Source organism: Actinophytocola sp., from assembly GCF_050699915.1.
Lineage (GTDB): Bacteria > Actinomycetota > Actinomycetes > Mycobacteriales > Pseudonocardiaceae > Actinophytocola.
Genome location: NZ_JBOHGA010000005.1, coordinates 39,934 through 66,223, shown reverse-complemented (window position 1 = coordinate 66,223; position 26,290 = coordinate 39,934). Strand labels below are relative to the sequence as shown.

The window sequence follows — 26,290 nt, the reverse complement described above, 5'->3', positions numbered from 1 at the left end:
CCCTTGCGCGGCAACCCGACCGGCGCGGGCGACGCGTGCGTGGCCGCGCTCGCCGCCGGACTCGCCGGGGGTACGCCGTGGCCTGTGTTGCTCGCGGACGCCGTGGCCCTGTCGGCCGCCGCGGTGGCCTGCCCGCTGGCCGGCGACGTCGACCTGGACACCTACCGGCGCCTGGCGCCGCGCGTCTCGGTGGAGGAAATCGATGCTCACCCCGACCGCTGAGATCGTCGGCGCAGCCGCGCGGGCCGGCCGCGGCGTCGGCGCCTTCAACGTCATCCAGCTCGAGCACGCGTCGGCACTCGTGGCGGGCGCGGAGGCCGCGGGCGCGCCGGTGGTGTTGCAGATCAGCGAGAACGCCGTGCGCTACCACGGCGCGCTGGCACCGCTGGCGCTGGCGACGCTGGCGGTCGCCCGCGCGTCGACCACGCCGGTCGCGGTGCACCTGGACCACGCCACCGACGTGGCGCTCGTGCACGAAGCGGTGCGGCTCGGCCTGCACTCGGTGATGTACGACGCGTCCACGATGTCCTATGCGGACAACGTCGCGTCCACATCGGACGTGGTGGCGCACTGCCACGCACACGGCGTGTACGTGGAGGCGGAGCTGGGTGAGGTGGGCGGCAAGGACGGCGTACACGCACCCGGCGCGCGCACCGACCCCGCCGAGGCGCGCGCCTACGTCGAGGCCACCGGCGTCGACGCGCTGGCGGTCGCGGTCGGCACCTCGCACGCGATGCTCACCCGCGACGCGGCGATCGACCTGGACCTGATCGCCCGCCTGCATGAGACAGTCCCGGTTCCCTTGGTGCTGCACGGATCTTCGGGCGTGCCGGACGCGGACCTCACCCGCGCGGTCGCGGCCGGCATGACGAAGGTCAACATCGCCACGCAGCTGAACAAGTCGTTCACCGCCGCGGTGCGCGCGTACCTGGCCGAGCACCAGGACGTGGTCGACACGCGCAAGTACCTGGCCCCGGCACGTGACGCGGTCGCCGCCGAGGTCGCCCGCCTGCTCCGGGTCCTGGGCGCCTAGAAGTTCCACTCCTCGGGCAGCTCGCCGCCGCACACCGCGCACACGAAGTCGCCGTCCTTGACGAGGTTTCGCCGGCGAAAGGTGATCTCCCCGGCGCCGCGGACCGGTTCGCCGGCGGCGCAGGCGACGTGCTTGCGGCGTCGAGGCGCGAGCCGCAGCGTGGCGAGTAAATGCCATATGGGCTATATTGCTCACATGGCATCAACATTCGAGGTGCTGGCCGAGCCTCGCCGGCGGGAGATCCTGGATCTCCTCCGCGACGGCGAGCGACCGGTCGGCGACCTGGTCTCGCGACTGGCCCTCACCCAGCCGACGGTGTCCAAGCACCTGCGGGTGCTGCGCGGCGCCGGGCTGGTCGAGGTGCGGCAGGACGCGCAACGCCGGCTGTACCGGCTGCGGCTCGAGCCGCTCACCGAGATCGACGCCTGGCTGGCACCCTACCGTCGCATGTGGACGGCCAGCCTGGACGCACTGGAACGTCGCCTGGACGAGATGGAGGACTGATTCGCCGTGACCGAGCGCGCGACCCTGCGGACGATCGACGGGCAGCCGGTGCTGCGCTTCGAACGCCGGCTGCGCCACTCGCCGACCAAGGTCTGGCGGGCGGTCAGCGAGCCGGCCGAGCTGGCCCACTGGTTCCCCACCACGGTGGAGACCGAGCTGCGGCCCGGCGCACCGATGCGGTTCACCTTCCCGGAGGAGGCAGTCGTGGACGGGTCCTGGGACGGCGAGGTGCTCGAAGTCGACCCGCCGAAGGTGTTCATGTTCCGGTGGGACCTGGACGTGCTGCGCCTGGAGGTGGTCCCGGACGGCGACGGCTGCCGGCTGGTGTTCACCCACACCATCGGCGGCGGCGACATCGGCCGGCTCGCCGCGGCGCGGAACGCGAGCGGCTGGGACCAGTGCCTCGACCAGCTGGTGACCGTGCTCGACGGCGGGACCACCGAGCCGTGGGAGAACTGGCTCACGCCGATGCTGCGCTACCACGACGAGTTCGGGCTCGGCTTCGGCGAGGTGCGGCCGGCCGGCGACGGCTGGGAGCTGCGTTTCGCCCGTGACCTCGTGTGGAAGCCGCCGGCCGACGTGTGGGCGCTGCTCGTCGAGGACACGAGTCCCGAGGCAGGCGGCGAGCCGCCGGTGCGGGCGACCAACGACCACGCACCGGCCGGCCCGCTCACCGAGGTCGACCCGCCGCGGGTGCTGGCGTACGAGTGGCGCCACGACGGCGAGCCGGCCGGCCGGGTGCGCTGGACGATCGTCTCCGACGACAAGCTGGGCGTGCGGGTCGAGCTGAGCCAGACCGTGCCCGCCCACCTCGCGGAGGTGCGGGCGACGGCGTTGGCTGCCTGGCACCTGCAGCTCGACCTGTTCTTCTCCGCCGTCCACGGCGACGTCCGCTGCGCGTGGGACGCGGACCGCGTCGAGGAGCTGGCGAAGGAGTACGCCGACCGCCTCTAGACGGCCGTGATCGCCTCCCGCCACAGGGCGAGGCCCTCGTCGACCTGCTCGGCGGTGACCACGAGCGGCGGGATCATCCGGACCACGTTCCCGGCCGCGCCACAGGTCAGCAGCAGCAGCCCGGCGGCCGCGGCGGCCTGCTGCACGCGGGCGGCCGTGGCCGGGTCGGGCTCGCCGTCGCGGTCGACGAACTCGTTGCCCAGCATCAGACCCAGGCCGCGGACGTCGCCGATCGCCGGCACGTCGGCGGCCACCTTCGCGAGCCCCTCGCGCAGCCGCGCGCCCATCCGGTCGGCGTTGTCGACCAGGCCCTCGGACTGCACGACGTCGAGCGTGGCGATCGCCGCGGCGCAGGCGACCGCGTTGCCGCCGTACGTGCCGCCCTGCGAGCCCGGCCACGCCTTGGCCATCAGGTCGCGCGGCGCGGCGATGGCCGAGATCGGGAAGCCGCTGGCGAGGCCCTTCGCGGTGATGACCACGTCGGGCCGGACGTCGAAGTGGTCGTGGCCCCAGAACCGGCCCGTGCGCCCGAAGCCGGTCTGCACCTCGTCGACGACGAGCAGGATGCCGTGCCGGTCGGCGCGTTCCCGCAGGCCCTGCAGGAACTCGGTGTTCGCCGGCACGTACCCGCCCTCGCCGAGCACCGGCTCGACGAAGAAGGCCGCCGTCTCCGCGGGTGCGGACATGGTGGTCAGCACGTAGTCGAGCTCGCGCAGCGCGAAGCGGGTCGCCTCCTGCTCGGACCAGCCGTACCGGTACGCGGTGGGGAACGGCGCCACCACGACCCCGCCCATCAGCGGCGCGAAGCCGGCCCGGAACTTGGTGGCCGAGGTGGTCATCGAGGCCGCGCCGATCGTGCGCCCGTGGAAGGAGCCGTGGAAGACCACGACGTTCGCCCGGCCGGTGGCGTGCCGGACCAGACGCAGCGCCGCCTCGACCGCCTCGCTGCCGGAGTTCACGTAGAACAGCGCGTCGAGCCCCTCGGGGAGCACCGTGCCGAGCCGCTCGGACAGCGTCAGCAGCGGCCGGTGCATGACCGTCGTGTACTGGCCGTGGATGAGTTTGCCGGCCTGCTCCCGTACGGCCTCGACGACCTTCGGATGGCAGTGGCCGGTGCTCGTGACCCCGATGCCGGCGGTGAAGTCCAGGTAGCGGCGTCCGTCCTCGCCGTAGAGGTAGACACCCTCGCCACGTTCGGCGAGCACGGGCGTCGCCTGCTTGAGAATCGGGGACAGGTCAGCCATCAGCACTCCTCGTCGGGATTGTCTACAATCCTACGGAGGAGCCTAGGGCAGGCGGCCTCAGAAGACCACGACAGAGCGCAGCACGTCACCGTGGTGCATCTTCGTGAACGCCTCCTCGACCTGGTCCAGCGCGATCGTCTCGGTGACGAACGCGTCGAGGTCGAGGCGGCCCTGCCGGTAGAGGTCGATCAGGTACGGGAAGTCGCGGGTGGGCAGGCAGTCGCCGTACCAGCTGGACTTGAGCGAGCCGCCGCGGGCGAAGAAGTCGATCATCGGCATCTCCAGCCGCATGTCCGGGGTCGGCACGCCGACCAGGACCACCGTGCCGGCCAGGTCGCGGGCGTAGAACGCCTGCCGCCAGGTCTCGGGCCGGCCGACCGCCTCGATCACGACGTCCGCGCCGAACCCGCCGGTGAGCTCCTGGACGGCCGCGACGACGTCGACATCGCGCGCGTTGACCGTGTGGGTCGCGCCGAGTCCCTTGGCCCACTCGAGCTTCCGCTCGTCGAGGTCGACCGCGACGATCGTCGTCGCGCCGGCGAGCGCGGCGCCCGCCACGGCCGCGCAGCCCACGCCGCCGCAGCCGATCACGGCGACGCTGTCGCCGCGGGTGACGCCGCCGGTGTTCACCGCGGCGCCGAGGCCGGCCATGACCCCGCAGCCGAGCAGTCCGGCCGCGGCCGGGCTCGCCGTCGGGTCGACCTTCGTGCACTGTCCACTGTGGACGAGTGTCTTCTCGGCGAACGCACCGATGCCCAGCGCGGGAGAGAGCGGCGTGCCGTCGGTGAGCGTCATCGGCTGGGCGGCGTTGAAGGTGCTGAAGCAGTACCAGGGACGGCCGCGCAGGCAGGCGCGGCAGGTGCCGCAGACCGCGCGCCAGTTGAGGATGACGAAGTCGCCCGGCTCGAGCCCGGTGACGCCCTCGCCGACGGACTCGACCGTGCCGGCCGCCTCGTGCCCGAGGAGGAAGGGGAACTCGTCGTTGATGCCGCCCTCGCGGTAGTGCAGGTCGGTGTGGCAGACGCCGCAGGCCTGGACCGCGACCACGGCCTCCCCCGGCCCCGGGTCGGGAACGACGATCGTCTCCAGCTCGACCGGCGCGCCCTCGGTCCTCGCGATGATGCCCCGAACCTGCTGAGCCATCTGCGTTCCTCGCCTTCCGTCAGGTGTCGACAGGTGCGAGCCGCCCGAGCGATCGCACCACACGGCAACACCCTAGGCCGTTCGGGTGGAGCGGATCACCGGTACTCCGAGGTCACCGCCGACGGAGACATGACCGACGCGGAGAGCAGCGGCGTCTTCGTGGGCTGGGCTCGCCTCGGCTACTAGCCGCTGACGAGCGGCAGCAGGTTCGGGCGCCAGACGCCGTCGTGTCTCCTCGCCGTGGTCAGGCGTTCCTCTCCGACCTCGCCGTAGGTGGTGGTTCGTTGCCGCGCCGGCCGGTCCGCCGCTCGGGCCAGAGCCTCCAGGTCGGCGATCGTCTTGTAGCTGCCGTTTTCCGAGCCCGCCATGCGGCTGATGGTCTCCTCCATCAGCGTGCCGCCCAGGTCGTTCACGCCACCGCGCAGCACGTCGACCACTCCCTGCTCCCCCAGCTTCACCCAGCTGGTCTGGATGTTCGCGATCCGGCCGTGCAGCAGCAGCCGGGCCATCGCGTGCACCGCACGGTTCTCCAGGTGCGTCGGGCCCGGACGGGCGATGCCGGCCAGGTACAGCGGGGCGTTGGTGTGGACGAAGGGCAGCAGGACGAACTCGGTGAAGCCACCCGTGCGCGCCTGCAGGTCCCGGATCAGCTTCAGATGCGCGACCCAGTGCGACGGGTTGTCCACGTGCCCGTACATCATCGTCGAGGTGGTCGGCATGCCCAGCTCGTGCGCGGTCGTCACGACCTCGACCCACGCCGCCGTCGGGAGCTTGCCCTTCGTGAGGATCCAGCGCACGTCGTCGTCGAGGATCTCCGCCGCGGTGCCCGGCAGTGAGTCCACACCGGACTCCCGGGCCGCGACCAGCCAGTCCCGAATGGACATGTTGGTGCGGGACGCGCCGTTCACGACCTCCATCGGGGAGAACGCGTGCACGTGCAGGCCCGGCGCGCGCCGCTTCACCTCCGCCGCGATGTCGAAGTACGCCGTGCCCGGCAGGTCCGGATGGATCCCGCCCTGCATGCAGACCTCGGTCGCGCCGACCTCCCACGCCTGCGTCGCGCGCTGGCCCACCTGGTCCAGCGACAGCGTGTAGGCGTCACTGTCGGTGCGGCGCTGGGCGAACGCGCAGAAGCGGCAGCCGGTGTAGCAGACGTTCGTGAAGTTGATGTTGCGGGTGACCACGTAGGTCACCTCGTCGCCGACGGTGTCCGCGCGAAGGGCGTCGGCGAGGGCGGCCAAGGCGGAGATCTCCGCCCCGGCACCGGCGGAGAGTAGTGTCAGAGCGTCCTCATCGGACAGTCCACTCGGGTCGGACTCGGCGTGGCGCAGCGCGGTGGCGAACGCCGGGCGGAGCCGGTCGACCGGGCCGGTGTCGCGAGCGGGCTGGGCCGACACCCGCGAGCGCAGCTCGTCCCAGTCCCCGTAGACCGAGTCGAAGTCGTCGCGGCGGTCGCCGGTGCGCCCGACCGTGTCGATGCTCTCGTGCAGGTCGGTGCGACCCGAGTCGACCAGCGCGACCTCCGGCTCCTGCCACGGCCTGCCGACCGGCGCGGAGTCCGCCGCGACGAGACCGGTGGCGGAGTCGGCGAGCGCGGCCACGTGCCCGGCGATCCGCGGGTCCAGCCACGGCTCGCCGCGCCGGACGTACTCGGGGTAGATCGGCAGGCGCTCGGCCAGGGCGAACCCGGCCGCCTCGGTCCGCGCGGCGAGCTCGTCCAGCCGCGGCCAGGGGCGCTCGGGGTTCACGTGGTCGATGGTCAGCGGCGACACGCCGCCCCAGTCGTCGATCCCGGCACGCAACAGCAGCTCGTACTCGCCGCCGATCAGGTTCGGCGGCGCCTGGATCCGCATCTTCGGCCCCAGCACCAGCCGCGCGACGGCGACCGTCGCGGCGAGCTCCTCGGTCGAGGCGTCGGCCGTGGCGGCCATCGCGGTGTCGTGCTTCGCGCGGAAGTTCTGCACGATGACTTCCTGGATCCCGCCGTACTCCCGCGCGACCCGCCGGATCGCGAACAGCGAGTCGACCCGCTCGGCCAGGGTCTCGCCGATGCCGATCAGGATGCCCGTGGTGAACGGGACGTTGTTGCGCCCGGCGTCCTCCAGCACGCGCAGCCGAAGCGCCGGCTCCTTGTCCGGCGAGCCGAAGTGCGGGCCGCCCTTCTCCGACCACAGGCGGGTGGCCGTCGTCTCCAGCATCATGCCCATCGACGCCGACACCGGCTTGAGTCGCTGGAAGTCGGTCCAGCTCAGCACGCCCGGGTTGAGGTGGGGCAGGACGCCGGTCTCCTCGAGCACCTTGATCGACATGGCGCGGACGTAGGACAGCGTGTCCGGGTAGCCCGCCTCCTCCAGCCACTCGCGCGCCGCGCTCCACCGGTCCTCGGGCCGGTCGCCGAGGGTGAACAGCACCTCGGTGCAGCCGAGCTCCGCACCCCGGCGGACGATGTCGAGCACCTCGTCCGGACCGAGGAACGCGGCCGGCACGCGCCCCGGCACGGTGGCGAACGTGCAGTAGTGGCAGCGGTCCCGGCACAGCTTGGTGAGCGGCACGAAGACACTGCGCGAGAACGTGATCACACCCGGGCGGCCGGTCGCCTCGAGCCCGGCGTCGCGGACCCGGGACGCGGCGGCGAACAGCTGGTCGCGCTGCTCGCCGCGGGCGTGCAGCAGCGTCTCGGCCTCGGTCCGGTCGAGCGCGACGCCGTCCCTGGCGCGCCGTAGCGCCCGGCGGATCGCTGACTCGTTGGGCACGAAACCCTCGGTCACGGACACCCCTCCCGCTCGGCTCTGCCCGGGTACCGCCCCAAGCTAGCCCTACCGGCCGACATCCCCGACGTGATCGTCGTCGCTCAACGACAACCCCGCGCCGTTCGGGATCATTCCGGCCGCGGTGTCGATCGATCGGCCGACCGGTTCGCTGCCCAACAGGACGCGGGTCGCGCCGCAGCCGCAGCCGCAGCGCTGGTAGCGGACCCAGCCCTCACTGGTGACGTGGCTCGAGGTGGTCTCCCAGCGGTGTGTCGCGGTCATGGCCCCAGTCTGCTGTAATGGGCTTGTGCTTTTGAACCCTTACGGCGAGTACCCCGTGCGACTGGCGACCGAGCTCGTCGCCAAGCCGCCGCGGACCGCCGGTGAGCTGGCCGAACGGTGCACCGAGGCCGGCGTGGTCATCGAGCGGCCGGCCGGGCCGGCGGACCTGCGTGAGGTCGAGGCGTTCCTCGCCCGGTGGCTCACTGTCGTCGACGCCGACACGCCGCGACTGCGCGCCGAACGGCTCAACGTGCTGCTCGCCGAGGCGTCGGCGTATCCCCGGCTCACCGACCACGCGGGCGACGGCTGGCACATCCACTACCGCGACGCCGGACTGCGGCTGGGCGCGGTGCTGCGGGCGCTCATCAGCGTCGGCACCGCGCTGCACCTCACCGGCCGGGGCATGGACCGGCTGCGCCGTTGCGCTCTCGCCGAGTGCGACCTGCCCTTCGGCGACTTCACTCGCGGCGGCCGCCAGCGCTACTGCTCCCCCGCCTGCGCCAACCGCGACGCGGTGCGCCGCCACCGCGCGAAGGCCAGGCGAGACCAGCCGGCGCCGATGGCCAGCCACTGACAGATCGCCTGACGGCGTACGCCCGTGGGCGTAGCCGCGGAGTCCTCCCCACGGTGACGACACCGGGGCCGCCGCGGAGGAGCCTCACCGGTATGAGCACGGCGATTCGCACAACGGGCCGCTCGCTGCGGCGCAGCTGGGACGAGGGCATCCGGGTCGAGCGGGCCGCGTTCGTGGTCGGCGCGGTGCTGTTCGCGAGCGGGCTGGTGCACCTCGTCGTCCTGGTCGTCTCCGGCGGGCCGTGGACCGGGCCGACCTCGCTGCGCAAGGCGGCCACGTTCGGGCTGTCGTTCGGCCTCACGCTGGCCTCGGTCGTGTGGGTCACCCACTTCGTGGCGCTCCGTCCACGCCCCCGGCAGGTGCTGCTCGGCGGGTTCACGCTCGCCTGCGCGCTGGAGACCACGCTGGTCTCGATGCAGTCGTGGCGCGGCGTGCCGTCGCACTTCAACTTCACCACGCCGTTCGACGCGACGGTCGCGTTCACGCTGGCCTTCGGCGGGCTGGCGATCGTCGTGCTCGTGCTGGCGTTCACGCTGGCAGCCTTCCGCCACGTCGGGCGGAGCACGCCGAGCATGCGGCTGGCCGTGCGCTTCGGGTTCGTCGTGCTGGCCGTCGCGATGGCGCTCGGGGCGGCCATGATCGCGGTCGGCGTGCCGCTGTCGCGGGCCGACCCGCGGGCCGCGTTCGAGACGGCCGGGTTCCTCAAGCCCGCCCACGCGGTCACCATGCACGCGATCCTCGTGATCCCCGGGCTGGCCTGGCTGCTGACGTTCACCGCGTGGCCCGAGTCCGTCCGGATGCGGGTCGTTCGGCTCGGCGCCTTCGGATACCTGCTGCTCAGCGCGGTCGTGGTGGCCGAGTCGATCGCCCGGGTGTCCCCGCTGGCCGCGCCGATCGTGCCGACGCTGCTGTCGCTGGCCGGGCTCGCCGCGCTGGTCACCGCCGGCGGGCTCGCCGGCTACGGCGCGCTGTACCGACGTACGGGTGACTCCCGGCGTCGTGATTTTCCGACATCGGTGCATGAATCAGTAACCTGATGGGATGCCCGCCCGAAAGTCCAAGACCGGCCGCACTCAGCAGGAGCGCAGCGCCGCCATGCGCCAACGGTTGCTGGACGCCACTGTCGACTGCCTCGTCCAGTACGGCTACGCGGGCACCACGACGACCAGGGTCACCGAGCTCGCCGGCGTGACCCGAGGCGCGCAGGTGCACCACTTCCCCACCCGCGCGGACCTCGTGGCCGCGGCCGCTCGGCACCTCGCGACCCTGCGCACGGAACTCGCCACCTCGCGGCTCGACGTGGTGCGCGATGCGCCCGACCCGATCGACGCGACGCTCGACCTCGTGTGGGAGGTGCACCTGGACCCGATCCAGCACGCGACGGTCGAGATGTGGATCGCCGCGCGGACCGATCCCGAGCTGCGCGAGAAGATGGCCGCCGTGGCGCCGGTCGCCCGTGAGGATCTCATCGACTTCTGTGCGGCCGTCTTCGCCAACCACCATGGAGACCGCGGGCTGTACCGGCGCCTCGCACGTACCTGCCTGGACACCGCACGCGGCATCGCCCTGCTCGGCCTGTCCAACCCGGACACCGCGCAGCTGGAAGCCTGGTGGCAGAGCGCGAAGGCCGGCCTGCGGCAGCTGATCGACGCCGGGCTCGCTCAGCCCTCGGAGCCGTCGGTCCGCATGAGCGGGGCCAGGTAGGCACTGGCGAACGCCCGGACCTCCTCGTCGGTGTCCAACGGGATCGCCCCCTGCGGCAGCAGCGTGAACGAGATCGCGAGCCGCACGAACACCTCGGCGACGCCGGCCGGCGTGCGGCCGGCCACCGGCACGTTCGCCGCCTGCCGGACGAGGAACTCCCGCGCCGCGGCGACGACGAGGTGGCCGTGTGTGGTCAGGTACGGCAGCAGGGCCTCCGGGTCCGACGCCAACAACCGGTTGAGCAGCCGGTCCTCCCTGGCGTGGCGCACGCCGACGACGAAGCCCTCGACGAGCCGCTCCTCCGCGCCGGCCAGGTCGCGCACCGCGGTCGCGATCGTCTCGAAGAACCGCCGCGACTCGCGCACCAGCACGGCCTGCACGAGCGCGTCCTTGCCCTCGAAGCGCCGGTACAGAGTCGCCCGGGACACACCGGCCCGCCGCGCCACGACGTCGACATTGGTGCGCCGCAACCCGTAGGCGAGGAACTCCTCGAGCGCGGCGTCCACAATGGACTCTCCGACCGCGTCCGTGTCGGGCTCGGCCAGCACCAGCTCCAGCAGGCTCATCCGCGCGGCCCCACCCCGGCGCGGGCGTAACCCCGGCGGGCCCGCTCGGTGTAGCGCAGTCGCGGCGGCACCACGCGCCAGGACGTCCGCACCGCGCGGCGGAACCGCTGGTGTCGGCGCTCGTCGCGGGCGGTCCACCGCTCGCCGATCAGGTCGCGGACCGGCTCCGGGAGCGTGCCGACCGACAGCCACCACAGCGGCTTCGCGGTCGGCTTGCGCAGCAGCCGGTACAGCGGCGCCGGCACCAGCGGGAACGTGGCCGGCGGCTCCTTGGCGAACTCGACCAGCCCGCGGGCGGCCGGCGTGATCACCAGCTCCTCGCGGCACATCCGGTCGAAGTAGGCGAGGAAGCTCGCCCAGTCCGGCGGCACCGCACGGTCGCTGACGCCGTATGCCCGGAACACCACCCGGCTCTCGGCGTAGAGCTGCTCCTTCTCCGCGTCGGTCATCGGATGGTCGAACAGGTCGATCATCTGGAACAGCGCGTCGAAGATCGTCGCGTGCGCCCAGAAGTACACGTCCGGGTCGAGCGCGTGATAGCGCCTGCCCTGACCGTCCACTCCCTTGATGTGCGTGTGGAAGTCGCGGATCCTGCGCGCGGTGCGACCGCCGTGCGGCCAGTCGAAGGTGACGCCCTGGATCTCCGGCACCGAGCGCAGCACCCGCTCCCACGGCTCGTGGAAGAAGTCCGAATGCTGCTCGACCCCGGCGCCGAGCCCGGGATGCATCAGCTGCAGCAGGCCGGCCTTGACCAGCAGCAGGTACCCACGCACCTCGCCGGCCCAGCGCCAGTGCAACGACCCCGGCCCGGGCACCTCAACTTCGGGCTCCGCGCGCGCCGATGCGGTCACAGCAGTCTCCTCTGAGCCGATGAGACACTTCCGCCTCATTGTATCACTCAGAGTGCGCAAAACCGCACCTCAGGGGAACGCGACGCAACCCAGCCACAAGTACGCACGAAACCGGAAGGTGCGAACTCAGGCGACCGAACGTTTGAATTCCGGGGAGGCGGACTGGCTAGTGGTAGTCGTAGAAGCCGCGTTGGCTCTTCTTGCCAAGCAGACCCGCGTCGACCATGCGCAGCAGCAGCGGTGGCGGTGAGTAGAGCGGCTCCTTGAACTCGGCGTACATCGACTCGGCGATGGCCTTCGTCGTGTCCAGGCCGATCAGGTCGGTCAGCCGCAGCGGGCCCATCGGGTGCGCACAGCCCTGCACCATGCCGGTGTCGATGTCCTCGGGCGAGGCGAACCCGGACTCCAGCATCCGGATCGCGGACAGCAGGTACGGCACGAGCAGCGCGTTCACCACGAAGCCCGCGCGGTCCTGGGACAGGATGACCTCCTTGCCCAGCTGGTCCTCGACGAACCTGTCCGCGCGCTCCTTGGTGGTCTCGCCGGTGAGCAGCGAGGGCACCAGCTCGACCAGCTTGAGCACCGGCACCGGGTTGAAGAAGTGGATGCCGATCACCTGTTGGGGCCGCGACGTGGCCATGCCCAGCTTCATGATCGGGATCGAGGACGTGTTGGACGCGAAGATCGCCTCCGGGTCGGTGACGACCTTGTCGAGAGTGGTGAACACGTCGGTCTTGATCTGCTCGTTCTCCGCGACGGCCTCGACGACGAGCTGCCGGTCGGCGAAGTCGCCGAGGTCCTCACTGAACCGCATCCGCCCGAGGGCGGCGTCCCGGCCGGCCTCGTCGAGCTTGCCGCTGCGCACCGCCCGTGCGAGGGACTTCTCCACCCGCGCGCGACCGGCGGTGAGCGCGTCCTGGTTCACCTCGGTGACCACGACGTCCAGCCCGGCACGCGCGCAGACCTCCGCGATGCCCGACCCCATCAGCCCGCAGCCGACAACCCCGACACTCTCGATAACCACAAATCCTCCGTAGCACTCAGACGTGTTGAACGGTTCGCTCCGCTCCGTCGCTCTCGCTCAGACGTTGCGCCGGTACTGGCCGCCGACCTCGAAGAAGGCGTCGGTGATCTGACCGAGCGTGCACACCCTAGCCGCGTCCATCAGCACGCCGAAGACATTCTCGTCCGCGGCGACCGCCTCGCGCAGCCGACGAAGGGCCTGCTGCGCGTCCTGGGCGTGCTTGCGCTGGTACGCCTGGGTTCGGTCGACCTGCGAGCGCTTCTCCTCCTCGGTGGCCCTGGCCAGCTCGATCGTCGGCAGTGCCTCGGCGTTCTCCTTGTTCGGCAGGAACGTGTTCACGCCGATCAGCGGCAACGAGCCGTCGTGCTTGCGCTGCTCGTAGAGCATCGACTCGTCCTGGATGCGGCCGCGCTGGTAGCCGGTCTCCATCGCGCCGAGCACGCCGCCGCGTTCGGCGAGGCGCTCGAACTCGACCAGCACGGCCTCCTCGACCAGGTCGGTCAGCTCGTCGACGATGAACGAGCCCTGCAGCGGGTTCTCGTTCTTCGACAGCCCCCACTCCTTGTTGATGATCAGCTGGATGGCCATCGCGCGGCGCACCGACGACTCGGTCGGCGTGGTGATCGCCTCGTCGTAGGCGTTGGTGTGCAACGAGTTCGCGTTGTCGTACAGCGCACAGAGCGCCTGCAGCGTGGTGCGGATGTCGTTGAAGTGCATCTCCTGCGCGTGCAGCGACCGGCCCGAGGTCTGCACGTGATACTTGAACTTCTGCGAGCGTTCGTTAGCGCCGTAGCGCTCGCGCATGGCCACCGCCCAGATCCGCCGCGCCACCCGGCCGATCACGCTGTACTCGGCGTCGAGGCCGTTGGAGAAGAAGAACGACAGGTTCGCCGCGAAGTCGTCGATGTGCATGCCACGAGCGAGGTAGGACTCGACGTAGGTGAACCCGTTGGCGAGCGTGAAGGCCAGCTGGCTGATGGGGTTCGCGCCGGCCTCGGCGATGTGGTAGCCGGAGATCGACACCGAGTAGAAGTTGCGGACCTTCTTGGCGATGAACCACTCCTGGATGTCGGCCATCATCCGCAGGCTGAACTCGGTGGAGAAGATGCAGGTGTTCTGGCCCTGGTCCTCCTTGAGGATGTCGGCCTGCACGGTGCCGCGGACGTTGGCGAGCGCCCACGCGGCGATCTCCGCGCGCTCGTCCTCGGTCGGCTGGCGACCGTGCTCGGCGGCGAACTTCTCGACGTTCTGGTCGATCGCGGTGTTGAGGAAGTACGCGAGGATCGTCGGCGCCGGGCCGTTGATCGTCATGGAGACCGATGTGGACGGTGCGGTGAGGTCGAAGCCTTCGTAGAGCGCCTTCATGTCGTCCAGCGTCGCGATCGACACCCCGGAGGTGCCGATCTTGCCGTAGATGTCCGGCGGGGTGTCCGGGTCGTGGCCGTAGAGCGTCACCGAGTCGAACGCGGTCGACAGCCGGGTCGCCTCGGATCCCTCGGACAGGTAGCGGAAGCGGCGGTTGGTGCGGAACGCGTCGCCCTCGCCGGCGAACATGCGGGCCGGGTCCTCGCCGTCGCGCTTGAACGGGAACACGCCCGCGGTGAACGGGAAGTAGCCGGGCAGGTTCTCCTTGCGCAGGAAGCGGAGCAGCGACCCCTCGTCGTCGTACCGGGGCAGCGCGACCCGCGGGATCCGGCTGCCGGACAGGGTCTCGCGCCACAGCTGAGTGTGCAGCTCCTTGTCCCGGACCCGCACGACGAGCTCGTCGCCGGCGTAGTCCTCGGCCAGCGTGCGGTGACGAGCCAGCAGGTCCTCGGTGTCGCGCTGTACCCGGCGCGCGGCCTCCTCGGCGAGCGCGTCGATGTCCACTGTGGACAACCCGGCCCGGTCGAGCGCCGAGCGGGCCCGGGTGAGCGCGGCCCGTTCGGCCACCGCGGCGACCTGCTCGTCGGTCCGCTCGTGGTAGTCGCGCACGGTGTCGGCGATGTCGGCGAGGTAGCGCACCCGCTGCGGCGGCACGACGGTGGCGGCCCTGGTGGACACCTTGCTCCCGACCGAGGCCAGGGTCGGCTCGCTGACCGCCAGCCCGCGCTCGGCGAGCAGGTCGCGGGTGTGGTGGTAGAGGGCGGTGACGCCGTCGTCGTTGAACGTGGCCGCGCTGGTGCCGAAGACCGGCATGTCCTCCCAGGAGGAGCCGAACGCCTCGCGGTTGCGCACCAGCTGCCGGGCGACGTCGCGGCGGGCGTCCTCGGCGCCGCGGCGCTCGAACTTGTTGATGGCCACGGCGTCCGCGAAGTCGAGCATGTCGATCTTCTCGAGCTGCGACGCGGCACCGAACTCGGGCGTCATCACGTACAGCGAGGTGTCGACGAACGGCACGATGGCCGCGTCACCCTGGCCGATGCCGGGCGTCTCGACGATCACGAGGTCGTTGCCGGCCGCCTTGGCCGCGGCGACCGCGTCCGTCAGGCCGTCGGGCACCTCGGTCGCCGCGCCGCGGGTGGCCATCGAGCGGAAGTAGACCTGTTCGCCGTCCCCGCCGGGCAGGCCCGCGATGCCGCCGAGGGTGTTCATCCGGATCCGGTCGCCGAGCAGCGCGCCACCACCGCGCCGGCGGGTCGGGTCGACCGCGAGCACGGCGACGCGCAGCTTGTCCTCCTGGTCGAGGCGGAAGCGGCGGACGAGCTCGTCGGTGAGCGAGGACTTGCCGGAGCCGCCGGTGCCGGTGATGCCGAGGACCGGGACCTGCCGGCTCTTCGCGGTCTCGCGGATCCGCTCGAGCGTGGCCTCGTCCAGCTTGCCGGCCTCGATCTTGGTGATGACGCGGGCGAGCGCGTCGTGCTGGCCGGCGTAGAGCGCGTCGAGCGGCGGCTCCGGCCGGTCGGCGAGGTCGGTGTCGCAGGCCTCGACCATCGAGTTGATCATCGGGGCGAGGCCGAGCTGCTGGCCGTCGTCCGGGGAGAAGATGCGCGCGACGCCGCGCTCGTGCAGGAGCTGGATCTCCTCGTGGACGATCACGCCACCGCCGCCGCCGAAGACCTTGATGTGGCCCGCGCCGTGCTCGTTCAGCAGCTCGACGAGGTAGCTGAAGTACTCGACGTGGCCGCCCTGGTAGGCGCTGATCGCGACGCCCTGGACGTCCTCCTGGATGGCGGCACGGACGACCTCGCGCACCGAGCGGTTGTGGCCGAGGTGGATGACCTCGGCGCCCTGCGACTGCAGGATGCGGCGCATGATGTTGATGGCCGCGTCGTGCCCGTCGAACAGGCTCGCGGCGGTGACGAACCGAACCGGGTTCGCGGGACGGTGCAGCGTGATGGCCATGATAATAGTTTGACGTCCTACTATTCGACGTGCAACCGATGTGGGCGAGGTCTCCCCGTTCGGGCACGGTCGAAGTGGGCCGAACTGCCATGATGGCGCGATGGTTCCCGAGTCCGTACGCCGCATGCTCGACGACGACCTCGCCTCGCGTTCGCTCGGCATGACCCTCGTGGACGCCGGCACGGGCTTCGCGGTGGTCCGGATGACGGTCACCGACACGATGGTCAACGGCCACGACATCGCCCACGGCGGGTACGTGTTCCTGCTCGCGGACACCGCGTTCGCCTGCGCGTGCAACAGTCACGGCCCGGTCACGGTCGCCGCGGGCGCCGATGTCACCTTCGTGGCGACCGCGCGACGCGGCGACGTGCTCGAGGCGCGGGCGGAGGAGCGCGTCGTGTACGGCCGCAGCGGGCTGTGCGACGTGACGGTCCGCCGGGACGACGACGTGATCGCGGAGTTCCGCGGCCGCAGCCGCACGCTGAGGAGCTAGCCTGCCGGCATGGCCGCCGACCTGTTCGCGGGAGTCCCCGTCGCCGACTACGCCACCGCGCTGGCCTGGTGGGAGCGGCTGTTCGGCACCCCGCCGGCGTTCTTCCCACACGACACGGAGGCCGTGTGGGAGGTCGCCGAGCACCGGTACGTGTACATCGTCGAAGATCCCGAGCACGCCGGCCACGCCCGGCTCACCCTCTTCGTCGACGACCTCGACACCCGCATGGCCGCGATCGCCGAGCGCGGGCTGGAGCCCGCGAACCGGGAGACGTACGGCGACGGCGTCCGGAAGATCACCTACGCCGACCCCGACGGCAACGAGATCGGCTTCGGCGGCGGCCCGGCCTGACCGCCACTCGCGTCAGCTCAAGGCGAGGAACACCGCGCCCCCCACCACCGGGCCGAGCAGCGCGCCCACCAAGACCTGCGCCACCGTGTGGTCCTCCACCACCACGCGCGCCCAGCACACCAACGCCACGAGCAGGGCGAGCAGCAACAGCCACGGCCCGTAGACGTAGCTGATCATCGCGACCGCTCCCCCGGCCACCGTCGCGTGCACCGACACCTTCCACCAGCGGGTGATCACCAGGCACGCCACCCCGGTCACGATCAACGCCCAGGCCAGCGCGACGAGCTCGGTCGGCGCGCCGCCGGCGAGCATGATCGCCGTGCCGGCCAGGGCGGACGCGAGGCACACCAGCAGCGGCACCGTCCGGTGGGCGCGGTCGCGCACCCAGCGGCCCTCCCATCGCCCGCGGCGCGCGCCACGTACGAGGAACGCCATCGGCAGCACGCTGTAGAAGATCGCGACGAGCACGCCCCAGCCCAGCGTCTGCAGCGGTTCGTATCCCGTCGCGTGCCAGGCGACGGCCAGCGGGAGCGCCACGACCACGACGGCCGGCGAGAGCACCTCGGTCACGATGAGCGCCGCGCGGCGGGCGGTAGTGTCCACGTACACCATGATCCCTGCGCGAGGAGAGTCGATGAAGGCCGGCGACACCGCCCCCGACTTCGAGCTGCCCGACGAGACCGGCACGCCCCGCCGGCTCGGTGAGTTCCTGGAGACCGGACCGCTGGTGCTGTTCTTCTACCCGGCCGCGATGACTCGCGGCTGCACGGTCGAGAGCTGCCACTTCCGCGACCTCGCCGGCGAGTTCGCCGAGCTGAAGGCCTCCCGGGTCGGCATCAGCCCGGACGACGTGGCCAAGCAGCGGGCCTTCAGCGACAAGCACACGTTCGACTTCCCGCTGCTGTCCGACCCGGACGGCGAGGTGGCCACACGGTTCGGCGTGCGGCGAGCGTTCGGGCCGCTGCTCACCCGCCGCCACACGTTCGTCATCGACACCGACAGCACCGTGCTCGAGGTGGTCAAGAGCGAGCTCCGGATGGCCGTGCACGCCGACCGCGCCCTCGAGATCCTTCGCCGCCGCACTCCTTAGTTGTAGAGCGCGTCCTTCGGCACCGCCGCGTCGGTCTTCAGCGCGTCGAACAACGCCTGCGACTTGGCCTCGTCCATCTGTGTCGCCGAGCCGTCGGTCACCGGCACCGTCGTGGTGATCGTGCCGCCGTCGGAGATTCCGCCCATCGCGAAGCCCAGGCCCGCGAGGTGGTACAGGTGGTCGCCGTCGTCGACGGTCAGCGCGTTCGGCACCTCCGAGAGCAACGGGAAGACGTCGAACGGGTTGAGCAGCGTCGCCGGGCTCGCGATCTCCGCGGCCAGCGCGCCGATGAACGTCCGCTGGTTCGCCACCCGGTCGAGGTCCGACCTCGGCGTGGCCGCGCTCTTGCGGGTGCGGACGAACGCCAGCGCCTGCGCGCCGTCCAGCGTCTGGGGGCCGGCCTTGATCGTCACGCCGGTCGCGTTGTCCTTGATCGTCTTCGGGATGTTGATCTCGACTCCCCCGACGGCGTCGACCATGTTCGCGAAGCCGGCGAAGTTGATCTCGGCGTAGTGGTCGATGCGCAGCCCGGTCGCCTGCTCGATGGTCTGCACGAGCAGCTTCGGCCCGCCGATCGAGAACGCGGCGTTGATCTTGTTGACGCCGTTGCCCGGGACCTCGACGTTCAGGTCGCGCGGCAGACTCATCAGCGTCGCCGGCGTGTCGTTGTCCGGCAGGTGCGCGATGAGCATGGTGTCGGTGCGCTTGCCCTCGGTGTCGCCGGTGATGAGCTTGTCCTTCTCCTCCTGCGACAAGCCCTCGCGACTGTCCGAGCCGACGATCAGCCAGTTGGTGCCGGCCGCCTCCGCGGGCCGGCCCGGGTAGTCGGCGAGCGCCGCGACGCGGTTGAGCGAGGAGTCGACCCAGAAGTACATGCCGGCGAGCAGCACGACCAGGATGAGCACGATGATGCCGAGCGTGCGGCCGAAGCGGCGGCGCTTGCGGGGCCGGCGCGGTCGCGGTGGGTAACCGTCACCGCGCGGCGGCGGGCCGTACCCGTCCGGCGGCGGGCCGTCGTAGTGACCCCGGCGCGGCGGCGCGTCGGTCGGCGGCATGGGCAGCGCCTTGGTCTCGTGGTACGCCGGACGCCGGCCCTGCGCGGGCGGCCGCCCATAACCACCTGGGCCGCCTCCATACCCGGGCCGCCGCGGCGGGCCCTGCTGGCCGTAGCTCATCTCCCCACCTTCCGTCGATTCCCAAGACGTGGGGACCGCTGTCGAGGTTGCCAGTGGTACCGCTCACACCGTAGGGGACGCGAGTCAGAGCGGAACGCTCAACCCACCGGGCGAGGATTTGGCCAGCGCGCTGGCGATGACGTGGTCCAGCTCAGTGATACCCAGTGCGCCGAGCGTGAAGCGCCGCACCAGCAGCCGCCACTCGCGCGCCCGGCGCAGCATCGAGTGTCCCTCGCCCAGCACGTCGAACCGGCACACCGCGTCGGTGACCTCCTTGGCCCGCACCGCGTAGCGCAGCGACCGCCCGGGGGCGGTCACCGTGTCCTGGTCACCGTGCGCGATCAACACGGTCCGCCCGGCGAGCTGGTCGACGACGTCGCCTTCGGGAGTCCACGGCGCGAGCGCGCACACGGCCGCCACCCGCTCGGCGCCGGCGACGTGCAGCGCCGTCCGGCCGCCCATCGAGTGCCCGACCACGACGACCGGCGCGCCCGGATGCGCCCTACCGATCTCCCCGAGCGCCCAGCGGGCGTCGACGACCGGGTCGCGGTCCGGACCGTTCCAGCCGCGGTAGCGATAGCAGAGCTGCCACGCCGCGAGTCCGGCGTGGCGCCCCGCCCACCGCAGGTCGTGGGCGAACGGCAGCATCCGCAGGTAGGCGGGGCGCAGCCGGTGCGCGCGGACCTTGCTGGTCTCCTGCCCGCCGTGCAGGACGAGCGCCACCGCGCGCACACCGGTCCGGCCGAGCACGCGCAGGTCGGGCGCGGTCACGAGCCGATCCGGCGGGACTCGACCAGCGCCTCGATGCCGTCCAGGACCCGCCGCAGTCCGAAGTCGAACGGGTCTCCCCAGTCCAGCTCCTCGTCGCGCCACACCTGTGTGAGCGCCGGGTACCGCGCGGGGTCGAGGTGGCCGTCGAGCAGCGGCGCGAAGTCGGTCCAGAACTGCTCGTCGCTGACCCCGGTGCGCCGCTGGACCTGGGTTTCCTCCACCAGCTGCTGGGCCACGCCGCGGACGTAGCCGGTGACCAGGCCGACGACCGCCATCCGCTCGCCGCTGGTCAGCCCGAGGTCACCGACCGCGGCCAGTACCGCGTCGAGCGCGGCGGCCTGGTTCGGGCCCATCACGCCCCTGGTCAGCGACGCGCGCAGCAGCCACGGGTGGTGCTGGTAGCCCTCGAGGCTCGCGCGCGCGAACCGCTCGAGCGCCGCGCGCCAGCCCGCGCCGGCGACCACCGACGCGGCGTCACCCATGACCGAGTCGAGCATCAGGTCCTGCAGCTCGGCCTTGGCCGGGACGTACCGGTACAGCGACATCGTGCCCGCGCCCAGCCGGTCGGCGACGCGGCGCATGGAGACGCCGTCCAGGCCCTCGGCGTCGGCGAGCTCGACGGCGGCGGCGACGATCCGTTCGACGGTCATACCGGGTTTTCGGCCCCGGCTGGGCGCCGGCTTGGTGCCCCAGAGGAGCTCCATGCTGCGGGCCGCGGTGGCCGAGCCACCGAAGCTCGACGAGGCCGTGTCGTCCTTGGTCATCGCGGGCCCATCGTATTGTGCTAAATTCGCGTACAGTGTACCCACTTTCTGCAGGGAGGTCTCATGACGATCTTGGTGACGGGCGCGACGGGCCAGGTGGGCCGGCACGTGGTGGCTCAGCTCGCGGCGGCGGATGTGCCCGTGCGGGCCATGACACGCCACCCGGACGACTTCGCGTCGGCGACCGGCGCCCCGGTCCCGGCGGGCGTCTCCGTGGTGCGGGGCGATCTGCTCGAGCCCGCGACCCTGCCGGTCGACGGGGCGACCGCGCTGTTCCTGTTCCCCGAGCCGCGCAGTGCCCGGGCGGTCGTGACCCGTGCGGTCGAGGCCGGGGTGCGGCGGATCGTCACGCTGTCCTCGGGCGCGGTGACCGGCGGGTACGACACGGACTTCCAGTTTCCGGTCGAGCAGGCGGTCGAGGCGTCGGGGTGCGAGTGGACCCACCTGCGTCCCGGCGAGTTCGCCTCGAACACCCTGCGGCTGTGGGGACCGTCGATCCGGGCCGAGCGGGTCGTGCGCTACCACTACCCGGACTGGCGAGGCGTGCCGATCCACGAGGCGGACGTCGCCGCGGTCGGGGTGGCCGCCCTGCTGTCGGCCGGACATCACGGGCGCGCGTACGACCTGACCGGCCCGGAGCGGATCAGCGCGCGCGAGCAAACGCGGGCAATCTCGGCAGCGCTGGGTGAGAAGGTGCGGTTCGAGGAGGTGACGCCGGCCGAGTCGCGGGAGATCCTGAAGCGGCAGGGTGGTTGGGCCGCGGACAACGCGGACTTCCTGACCGGGTTCGAGGCGTACTCCGCGTCCTCCCTGCCGGACATGACGACCGAGGAGCTGGCGGAGTCGATCCGGCCGCTGCCGACGGTCGAGGAGGTCACCGGTCGGCCGGCGCGGACGTTCGCGCGGTGGGCGGTCGATCACGTGGCCGACTTCCGCTGACTAGGCTCGGTTTCGTGACCGTGACCGTGGCCGGGCTGCTGCTCGCGGCCGGCGCCGGACGCCGGTTCGGGATGCCGAAGGCGTTGGTGCGCCACCGTGGGCGGCTGTTCGTGGAGCATGCGGCGCAGGTGCTGCACGAGGGCGGGTGCGTGCCGGTGGTGGTCGTACTCGGTGCGTCGGCCGACGCGGTGCGGGCGTCGGCGTCGTTGCCCGGGTCGGCTCTTGTGGACAATCCAGAGTGGACGACCGGGATGGGTTCGTCGCTGCGGGCCGGCCTGTCGACGCTCGCGTCGTCGGTCGCGCAGGCCGTGGTGGTGCTTCCGGTCGACACGCCGGGGGTGACGGCACTGGCGATACGCCGGCTCGCCGACCTGGCCGCACCGGACGCCCTCGCGCGGGCGACCTACTTCGGCCGCCCGGGCCACCCGGTCCTGATCGGCCGCGACCGCTGGCCGGACGTCGTGAAGGCGGCCGTCGGGGACGCGGGCGCGCGGCCGTACCTGTCGTCGCACCCGCCGCTCGAGGTGCCGTGCGAGGACGTGGCCAGCGGAGATGACGTGGATCGCCCGTCGGACCTCCCGGAACTGTCGGACCCCGGTGAGAAGGTGACCGGGTACCCCGACGAATGAGGAGGTCCCTCCCGTGACCGGCCGAGAGGCGCAGAAAGACGAGCTGGCCGACCTGGTGCGCGGCGCCGCGCCCGAGTTGGAGGAGGCGGTGAAGTGGCGCCGCCTGACGTTCACCGCAGGCGGCGACTGGCACCACTGGGTATGCGCGGTGGCGGCCTCGTCGAATGGCGTGTCGCTGATGTTCCACAAGGGCGCACTGCTTGACGATCCGGCCCAGCTGCTGCGCGGGGAGGCCCGCTACGTGCGCCAAGTCCCCCACGCGACGGTGATGGAGCACCCGAAGGAGCTCGCAGCCCTACTTCACGAGGCGATCGCCCACCAGAAGGACATGCTCGACTGATTTCGCCCGAAGCGACTGTCCGCAGAGCACCCGCCCACAACGCGGCCGATCGGACCCCGGAAGCGTTCGTGGCGAGCCCGCACCAGAGGCGGGGAGCCTCGCAACTCGCGGGACCAGCCGGTGTGGCTGGTTCCGGTCCGCGACCAGACCCGGATTCGCGGCGGACAGCCGGCTTCTGGCCCACGCCGCTGACGCCGAGGCGGCCAGGTCAGGCGGCGGTGGCCTGGGTGGCGAACTGGGTGCGGTACAGGTCCGCGTACCTGCCCTCCGCTTCCAGCAGTGAGTCGTGGTCGCCGCGTTCCACGATTCGGCCGTCCTCCACCACCAGGATCTGGTCCGCCGCCCGGACGGTGGACAGGCGGTGCGCGATGACGATCGCCGTGCGGCCGGCCAGTGCTGAGGTCAGCGCCTCCTGCACGGCCACCTCCGACTCCGAGTCCAGGTGCGCGGTCGCCTCGTCGAGGATCACCACTCGGGGCTGCGCGACCAGCAGCCGCGCGATCGTCAGCCGTTGGCGTTCGCCGCCCGACAGGCGGTAGCCGCGCTCCCCCACGACCGTCTCCAGCCTGTCCGGCAGCGACTCCACCAGGTCCGCCAACCGCGCCTGCCGCAGCGCCGCCCAGATCTCCTCGTCCGTCGCGGCCGGCCGCGGGTACGCCACGTTCGCCCGGATCGTGTCGTGGAACAGGTGGCCGTCCTGGGTCACCACGCCCACCGTGTCCCGCAGCGCGTCGAATGACAGCTCGCGAACGTCCACATCGGCCAGACGGACGGCGCCCGCCTCGACGTCGTAGAGGCGCGGCACCAACGAGGCGATCGTCGACTTGCCCGCGCCGGACGGCCCCACCAACGCCACCATCTGCCCGGCCTCGGCCCGGAACGAGATGCCGTGCAGCACCTCCTGGCCGCCCCGCTGATCGAGAACGGCCACCTCCTCCAACGACGCCAGCGACACCTTGTCCGCCGCCGGGTACCCGAAGCGCACGTCGTCCAGCGACACCGACACCCCACCCGCCGGCACCGTCTTCGGCGTCGGCGACTCGGTGATCATCGGCGGCAGGTCGAGCACCTCGAAGACCCGCTCGAACGACACCAGCGCGGTCATCACGTCCACCCGCGCGTTCGCGAGCGCGGTCAGCGGCGAGTACAGCCGCGTCAGCAGCAACGCCAGCGCCACCACGGTGCCCGCATCGAGCTGACCGGTGATCGCCAGGTACCCGCCGAGCCCGTACACCAACGCCTGCGCCAGCGCCGACACCAGCGTCAGGCTCGTCATGAACCACCGGGTCAACATCGCCGTCCGGACGCCGATGTCGCGCACCCGCGCCGCCCGGTCGCCGAACTCGGTCGCCTCCGCGCGCGGGTGACCGAACAGCTTCACCAGCGTCGCGCCCGGCGCGGAGAACCGCTCCGCCATCTGGGTGGTCATCGACGCGTTCAGCGTGGCCGACTCGTGCTGCATGTCGGCCATCCGCCGGCCCATCCGTCGCGCGGGCAGCACGAAGACCGGTAACAGGATCAGCGCGAGCGCGGTCACCTGCCAGGACAACGTCAACATCACGACGACCGAGAGCACCAGCTGGATCACGTTCGTCACCAGCCCGGCGAGCGTCGAAGTGAACGCCCGCTGCGCCCCCATCACGTCGTTGTTCAGCCGCGACACCAGCGCGCCGGTCCGCGTCCGGGTGAAGAACGCCACCGGCATCCGCTGCACGTGCTCGAACACCGCCCGGCGCAGGTCGTGGATCAGCCCCTCCCCGATCCGCGACGACTGCCACCGCTCGGCCAGCCCCAGCCCGGCGTCCAGTACCGCCACACCCGCGATCGCCACCGCCAGCCACACCACCAGCGACACGTCGTGCCCGCCGACGATCGCGTTCACCACCTGCCCGGCGAGCAGCGGCGTCGACACGACGAGCACCGCCGAGATCATCGTCAGCAGCAGGTACACGACCAGCTTGCCCCGGTGTGGCCCGGTGAACCGGAACACCCGCCGGATCGTGCCCTTGTGCAGGCCCTTCGGCGCGTTCGCCGCGCGCATGGCGCCGTACATGACGCTCCAGGCGTTGTCCACTACAGCCCCACTTCCTTCCCCCGTCGCCCCGGCACAACGCCGGCCATCGCGCGGGCCTTCCCGGTTACCCGGAGAGCGAACGCGCCGCACTAGTAGCCTGCCCGCGTGGAGCAGACCGGGCAGCGCGCACGCCGCTTCGACCTGCTCTTCTACCTGGTGAGCCTGCTGTTCGCGGCGGCGACCGCGGTGTTCTCCGAGTTCTACGGCTACCGCGTCTGGGGCAACCTCGCCTCGGTCGGCTACCTGCTCGCCACCGCACTCACCGGGTTGGCTCTAGTGTCGCGGACACCACCGACAGTTTTCGCCGGGCTGCTGCGTTCGCGGTGGACGCCGATCGCCGTCGCCGGTCTGCTCGGCGGGATCGTGCCGCTGCTCGTGCTGGTCTTCCGCCGGGCGCCGGACTTCGTGTGGGGTCCGTGGCCGTGGTCGTTCCCGGCCCAGCCCGAGGTGTGGGTCGTCGAGCGATCCGCGGACCTCCTGCTCGACAACGGCACGCCCTACCCCGACCTGAGCCTGCTCGACCGGCCGGCGCACCCGGACGACTACACGCCCTACGGCCCGTCGATGACCGTGCTCGGCCTGCCGCGTGCGCTGCTCGGCGACGCCGCGCTCACCGACGCCCGCGTGGCGTTCGCCGTGGCGAGCGTGCTGATCATCGTGCTGGCGTTCGCGGTCCTGGGGTGGCCGCGCGTGCCGGTGGCGGCCGCGCAGCTCGCCGCGATCAGCCCGCTCACGCTGCTGACGATGACCGTCGCGGGCGACGACCTCCCGGTGATCGCGCTGATCGTGCTCGCCGTCGCGCTGGTCCACCGCGGCCGACCGGGTTGGGCGGGTGTGGTGTGTGCGGTCGTGGTCACGATGAAGCTGACCGCCCTGCCCGCGCTCGTGGTACTCGCGGTCGCGGTGCTGGCCTACCGCGGCGGCCGCCGCGGCCTCGCGATCTTCCTCGGCACGACCGTCGCGGCGAGCGCGGTGATCGTGGTGCCCGTGCTGCTTGTCGACCCGGCGTCGTTCGCCGAGCACGTGATCCTCTACCCGGCCGGGCTCGGTCAGGCCGGCTCACCGGCGCGGAGTCCGCTGCCGGGACACCTGATCGCGGGCCTGGGACCGGTCGGGCACGCCCTGTCGCTGGCGCTGCTCGCCACGGCGGCATGCGCGATCGTCGCATGGTTGTTCCTGCGCCCACCACGGGATCCCGCGGATGCGACGCTGCGGATCGCCACCGGTCTCGGGGCGGCGATCATCCTCGCGCCGGCCACGCGTTGGGGCTACCTGATCTACCCGCTGGCCCTGCTCGGCGCGATGATCGGGTTCGCTTCCGTCGGCGGAACGACGCCGGGGCGGCGCCGGACGGACCGGACAACCGCGGGACCGACCGATGAACTGGTCGCGAACCCCGACACCCGCGGCAGCCAACCCTAGGACGGAACCTACTTCTTCTTGGTACGGGTGGCGCCGCCACGACCCCGCAGCGTGACACCGGATTCCGACAGCACCCGGTGCACGAAACCGTAGGACCGACCCGTGGACTCGGCCAGGGCGCGGATGCTGGCGCCCTTCTCGTACTTCTTCTTGAGGTCAGCGGCCAGCTTGTCGCGCGTACTGCCCGTGATCCGCGCGCCCTTCTTCAGATCGGCCACGTCGTCCGCCTTCCGTAGCGTGTGACGGAGGATTCTGATGACACCTGCCGACGCAATGATCGAACACGACC

Annotated in this window: 27 protein-coding genes and 1 pseudogene; 14 read left to right on the top strand and 14 right to left on the bottom strand. The window is 71.7% G+C overall.

Annotation, left to right across the window (positions count from 1 at the left end; all coding sequences use genetic code 11):
* The 4 genes and pseudogenes from ACRDSK_RS02005 to ACRDSK_RS01990 form a co-directional block, all read left to right on the top strand.
* Positions 1-222, top strand: a pseudogene (locus tag ACRDSK_RS02005) (1-phosphofructokinase family hexose kinase); the annotation flags it as partial.
* A complete protein-coding gene (locus ACRDSK_RS02000; protein ID WP_431438113.1) occupies positions 203-1,033 on the top strand; it encodes a class II fructose-bisphosphate aldolase in 831 nt (276 codons plus the stop codon). The pseudogene ACRDSK_RS02005 and the gene ACRDSK_RS02000, both read left to right, overlap by 20 nt.
* Positions 1,034-1,228: 195 nt before the next feature.
* Positions 1,229-1,537 (top strand): ArsR/SmtB family transcription factor, encoded by a 309-nt coding sequence (locus ACRDSK_RS01995; RefSeq protein ID WP_431438112.1) that lies wholly within the window; start codon positions 1,229-1,231, stop codon positions 1,535-1,537.
* A 6-nt stretch (positions 1,538-1,543) separates the two neighbouring features.
* On the top strand, positions 1,544-2,491 hold the full coding sequence (locus ACRDSK_RS01990; RefSeq protein WP_431438111.1) for an SRPBCC family protein: 948 nt from the start codon (positions 1,544-1,546) through the stop codon (positions 2,489-2,491).
* On the opposite strand, the gene ACRDSK_RS01985 is transcribed toward ACRDSK_RS01990, so the two are convergent.
* The 4 genes from ACRDSK_RS01985 to ACRDSK_RS01970 all read right to left on the bottom strand — a co-directional run bounded on the left by ACRDSK_RS01985 (position 2,488) and on the right by ACRDSK_RS01970 (position 7,910).
* A complete protein-coding gene (locus tag ACRDSK_RS01985) occupies positions 2,488-3,735 on the bottom strand; it encodes an aspartate aminotransferase family protein (RefSeq protein ID WP_431438110.1) in 1,248 nt (415 codons plus the stop codon). The two genes, ACRDSK_RS01990 and ACRDSK_RS01985, sit on opposite strands and share 4 nt — an antisense overlap.
* A 57-nt stretch (positions 3,736-3,792) precedes the next feature.
* The gene (locus tag ACRDSK_RS01980) at positions 3,793-4,878 is read right to left on the bottom strand and encodes an S-(hydroxymethyl)mycothiol dehydrogenase (RefSeq protein WP_431438109.1); all 1,086 of its coding nucleotides are present in this window, start codon (positions 4,876-4,878) and stop codon (positions 3,793-3,795) included.
* 182 nt (positions 4,879-5,060) lie between these two features.
* Entirely contained in the window at positions 5,061-7,613 is a 2,553-nt protein-coding gene (locus ACRDSK_RS01975; protein ID WP_431438120.1) for a bifunctional FO biosynthesis protein CofGH, read from the bottom strand.
* Positions 7,614-7,694: 81 nt separating this feature from the next.
* A complete protein-coding gene (locus ACRDSK_RS01970) occupies positions 7,695-7,910 on the bottom strand; it encodes a hypothetical protein (protein WP_431438108.1) in 216 nt (71 codons plus the stop codon).
* Positions 7,911-7,965: 55 nt separating this feature from the next.
* Between ACRDSK_RS01970 and ACRDSK_RS01965 the strand changes: the two genes are divergently transcribed.
* The 3 genes from ACRDSK_RS01965 to ACRDSK_RS01955 all read left to right on the top strand — a co-directional run bounded on the left by ACRDSK_RS01965 (position 7,966) and on the right by ACRDSK_RS01955 (position 10,188).
* On the top strand, positions 7,966-8,484 hold the full coding sequence (locus ACRDSK_RS01965; protein WP_431438107.1) for a CGNR zinc finger domain-containing protein: 519 nt from the start codon (positions 7,966-7,968) through the stop codon (positions 8,482-8,484).
* Positions 8,485-8,576: 92 nt separating this feature from the next.
* Entirely contained in the window at positions 8,577-9,521 is a 945-nt protein-coding gene (locus ACRDSK_RS01960) for a hypothetical protein (protein WP_431438106.1), read from the top strand.
* A gap of 4 nt (positions 9,522-9,525) precedes the next feature.
* Positions 9,526-10,188, top strand: coding sequence for a TetR/AcrR family transcriptional regulator (locus ACRDSK_RS01955; protein ID WP_431438105.1), 663 nt, complete (start codon positions 9,526-9,528; stop codon positions 10,186-10,188).
* Here the strand turns inward: ACRDSK_RS01955 and ACRDSK_RS01950 are convergent.
* From ACRDSK_RS01950 to icmF, 4 genes are all read right to left on the bottom strand, one after another.
* Complete coding sequence (locus tag ACRDSK_RS01950; protein ID WP_431438104.1) at positions 10,146-10,754, bottom strand: TetR/AcrR family transcriptional regulator; 609 nt, start codon at positions 10,752-10,754, stop codon at positions 10,146-10,148. The two genes, ACRDSK_RS01955 and ACRDSK_RS01950, sit on opposite strands and share 43 nt — an antisense overlap.
* Entirely contained in the window at positions 10,751-11,605 is an 855-nt protein-coding gene (locus ACRDSK_RS01945; RefSeq protein ID WP_431438103.1) for an oxygenase MpaB family protein, read from the bottom strand. The genes ACRDSK_RS01950 and ACRDSK_RS01945 overlap by 4 nt, the downstream gene beginning before the upstream one ends.
* Positions 11,606-11,771: 166 nt before the next feature.
* Complete coding sequence (locus ACRDSK_RS01940) at positions 11,772-12,629, bottom strand: 3-hydroxybutyryl-CoA dehydrogenase (RefSeq protein WP_431438102.1); 858 nt, start codon at positions 12,627-12,629, stop codon at positions 11,772-11,774.
* Between the two features lie 57 nt (positions 12,630-12,686).
* The gene (gene icmF, locus ACRDSK_RS01935; RefSeq protein ID WP_431438101.1) at positions 12,687-15,953 is read right to left on the bottom strand and encodes a fused isobutyryl-CoA mutase/GTPase IcmF; all 3,267 of its coding nucleotides are present in this window, start codon (positions 15,951-15,953) and stop codon (positions 12,687-12,689) included.
* 100 nt (positions 15,954-16,053) lie between these two features.
* Between icmF and paaI the strand changes: the two genes are divergently transcribed.
* Together paaI and ACRDSK_RS01925 are read left to right on the top strand one after the other, a co-directional pair.
* Positions 16,054-16,446, top strand: a complete 393-nt coding sequence (gene paaI / locus ACRDSK_RS01930; RefSeq protein WP_431438100.1) for a hydroxyphenylacetyl-CoA thioesterase PaaI — start codon at positions 16,054-16,056, stop codon at positions 16,444-16,446.
* Between the two features lie 9 nt (positions 16,447-16,455).
* Positions 16,456-16,797, top strand: a complete 342-nt coding sequence (locus ACRDSK_RS01925; protein ID WP_431438099.1) for a VOC family protein — start codon at positions 16,456-16,458, stop codon at positions 16,795-16,797.
* Positions 16,798-16,809: 12 nt separating this feature from the next.
* On the opposite strand, the gene ACRDSK_RS01920 is transcribed toward ACRDSK_RS01925, so the two are convergent.
* Positions 16,810-17,400, bottom strand: a complete 591-nt coding sequence (locus ACRDSK_RS01920) for a hypothetical protein (RefSeq protein ID WP_431438098.1) — start codon at positions 17,398-17,400, stop codon at positions 16,810-16,812.
* 31 nt (positions 17,401-17,431) lie between these two features.
* Between ACRDSK_RS01920 and ACRDSK_RS01915 the strand changes: the two genes are divergently transcribed.
* On the top strand, positions 17,432-17,887 hold the full coding sequence (locus ACRDSK_RS01915) for a peroxiredoxin (protein WP_431438097.1): 456 nt from the start codon (positions 17,432-17,434) through the stop codon (positions 17,885-17,887).
* Here ACRDSK_RS01915 and ACRDSK_RS01910 read toward each other — a convergent pair.
* The 3 genes from ACRDSK_RS01910 to ACRDSK_RS01900 form a co-directional block, all read right to left on the bottom strand.
* Positions 17,884-19,062 carry an LCP family protein gene (locus ACRDSK_RS01910; RefSeq protein ID WP_431438096.1) on the bottom strand — a complete coding sequence of 393 codons (1,179 nt, stop codon included), beginning with the start codon at positions 19,060-19,062 and terminating at the stop codon, positions 17,884-17,886. The two genes, ACRDSK_RS01915 and ACRDSK_RS01910, sit on opposite strands and share 4 nt — an antisense overlap.
* Before the next feature lie 84 nt (positions 19,063-19,146).
* A complete protein-coding gene (locus tag ACRDSK_RS01905; RefSeq protein ID WP_431438095.1) occupies positions 19,147-19,833 on the bottom strand; it encodes an alpha/beta hydrolase in 687 nt (228 codons plus the stop codon).
* On the bottom strand, positions 19,830-20,597 hold the full coding sequence (locus ACRDSK_RS01900) for a TetR/AcrR family transcriptional regulator (RefSeq protein WP_431438094.1): 768 nt from the start codon (positions 20,595-20,597) through the stop codon (positions 19,830-19,832). Before ACRDSK_RS01900 ends, ACRDSK_RS01905 begins: the two co-directional genes overlap by 4 nt.
* A 63-nt stretch (positions 20,598-20,660) precedes the next feature.
* Between ACRDSK_RS01900 and ACRDSK_RS01895 the strand changes: the two genes are divergently transcribed.
* From ACRDSK_RS01895 to ACRDSK_RS01885, 3 genes are read left to right on the top strand one after another with little or no spacing between them, the layout of a single operon-like run.
* Positions 20,661-21,536 carry an SDR family oxidoreductase gene (locus ACRDSK_RS01895; RefSeq protein ID WP_431438093.1) on the top strand — a complete coding sequence of 292 codons (876 nt, stop codon included), beginning with the start codon at positions 20,661-20,663 and terminating at the stop codon, positions 21,534-21,536.
* A 20-nt stretch (positions 21,537-21,556) separates the two neighbouring features.
* Positions 21,557-22,165: a nucleotidyltransferase family protein gene (locus ACRDSK_RS01890; protein WP_431438119.1), complete on the top strand. Its 609-nt coding sequence runs from the start codon at positions 21,557-21,559 to the stop codon at positions 22,163-22,165.
* A 13-nt stretch (positions 22,166-22,178) separates the two neighbouring features.
* On the top strand, positions 22,179-22,505 hold the full coding sequence (locus ACRDSK_RS01885) for a DUF1801 domain-containing protein (protein WP_431438092.1): 327 nt from the start codon (positions 22,179-22,181) through the stop codon (positions 22,503-22,505).
* A 208-nt stretch (positions 22,506-22,713) separates the two neighbouring features.
* On the opposite strand, the gene ACRDSK_RS01880 is transcribed toward ACRDSK_RS01885, so the two are convergent.
* On the bottom strand, positions 22,714-24,558 hold the full coding sequence (locus ACRDSK_RS01880) for an ABC transporter ATP-binding protein (RefSeq protein ID WP_431438118.1): 1,845 nt from the start codon (positions 24,556-24,558) through the stop codon (positions 22,714-22,716).
* A gap of 126 nt (positions 24,559-24,684) precedes the next feature.
* On the opposite strand from ACRDSK_RS01880, the gene ACRDSK_RS01875 reads away from it, so the two are divergent.
* On the top strand, positions 24,685-26,001 hold the full coding sequence (locus ACRDSK_RS01875) for a glycosyltransferase 87 family protein (protein WP_431438091.1): 1,317 nt from the start codon (positions 24,685-24,687) through the stop codon (positions 25,999-26,001).
* Between the two features lie 8 nt (positions 26,002-26,009).
* Here ACRDSK_RS01875 and ACRDSK_RS01870 read toward each other — a convergent pair whose 3' ends face one another.
* Positions 26,010-26,219: a helix-turn-helix domain-containing protein gene (locus tag ACRDSK_RS01870; protein WP_133909271.1), complete on the bottom strand. Its 210-nt coding sequence runs from the start codon at positions 26,217-26,219 to the stop codon at positions 26,010-26,012.
* Positions 26,220-26,290: the final 71 nt, after the last annotated feature.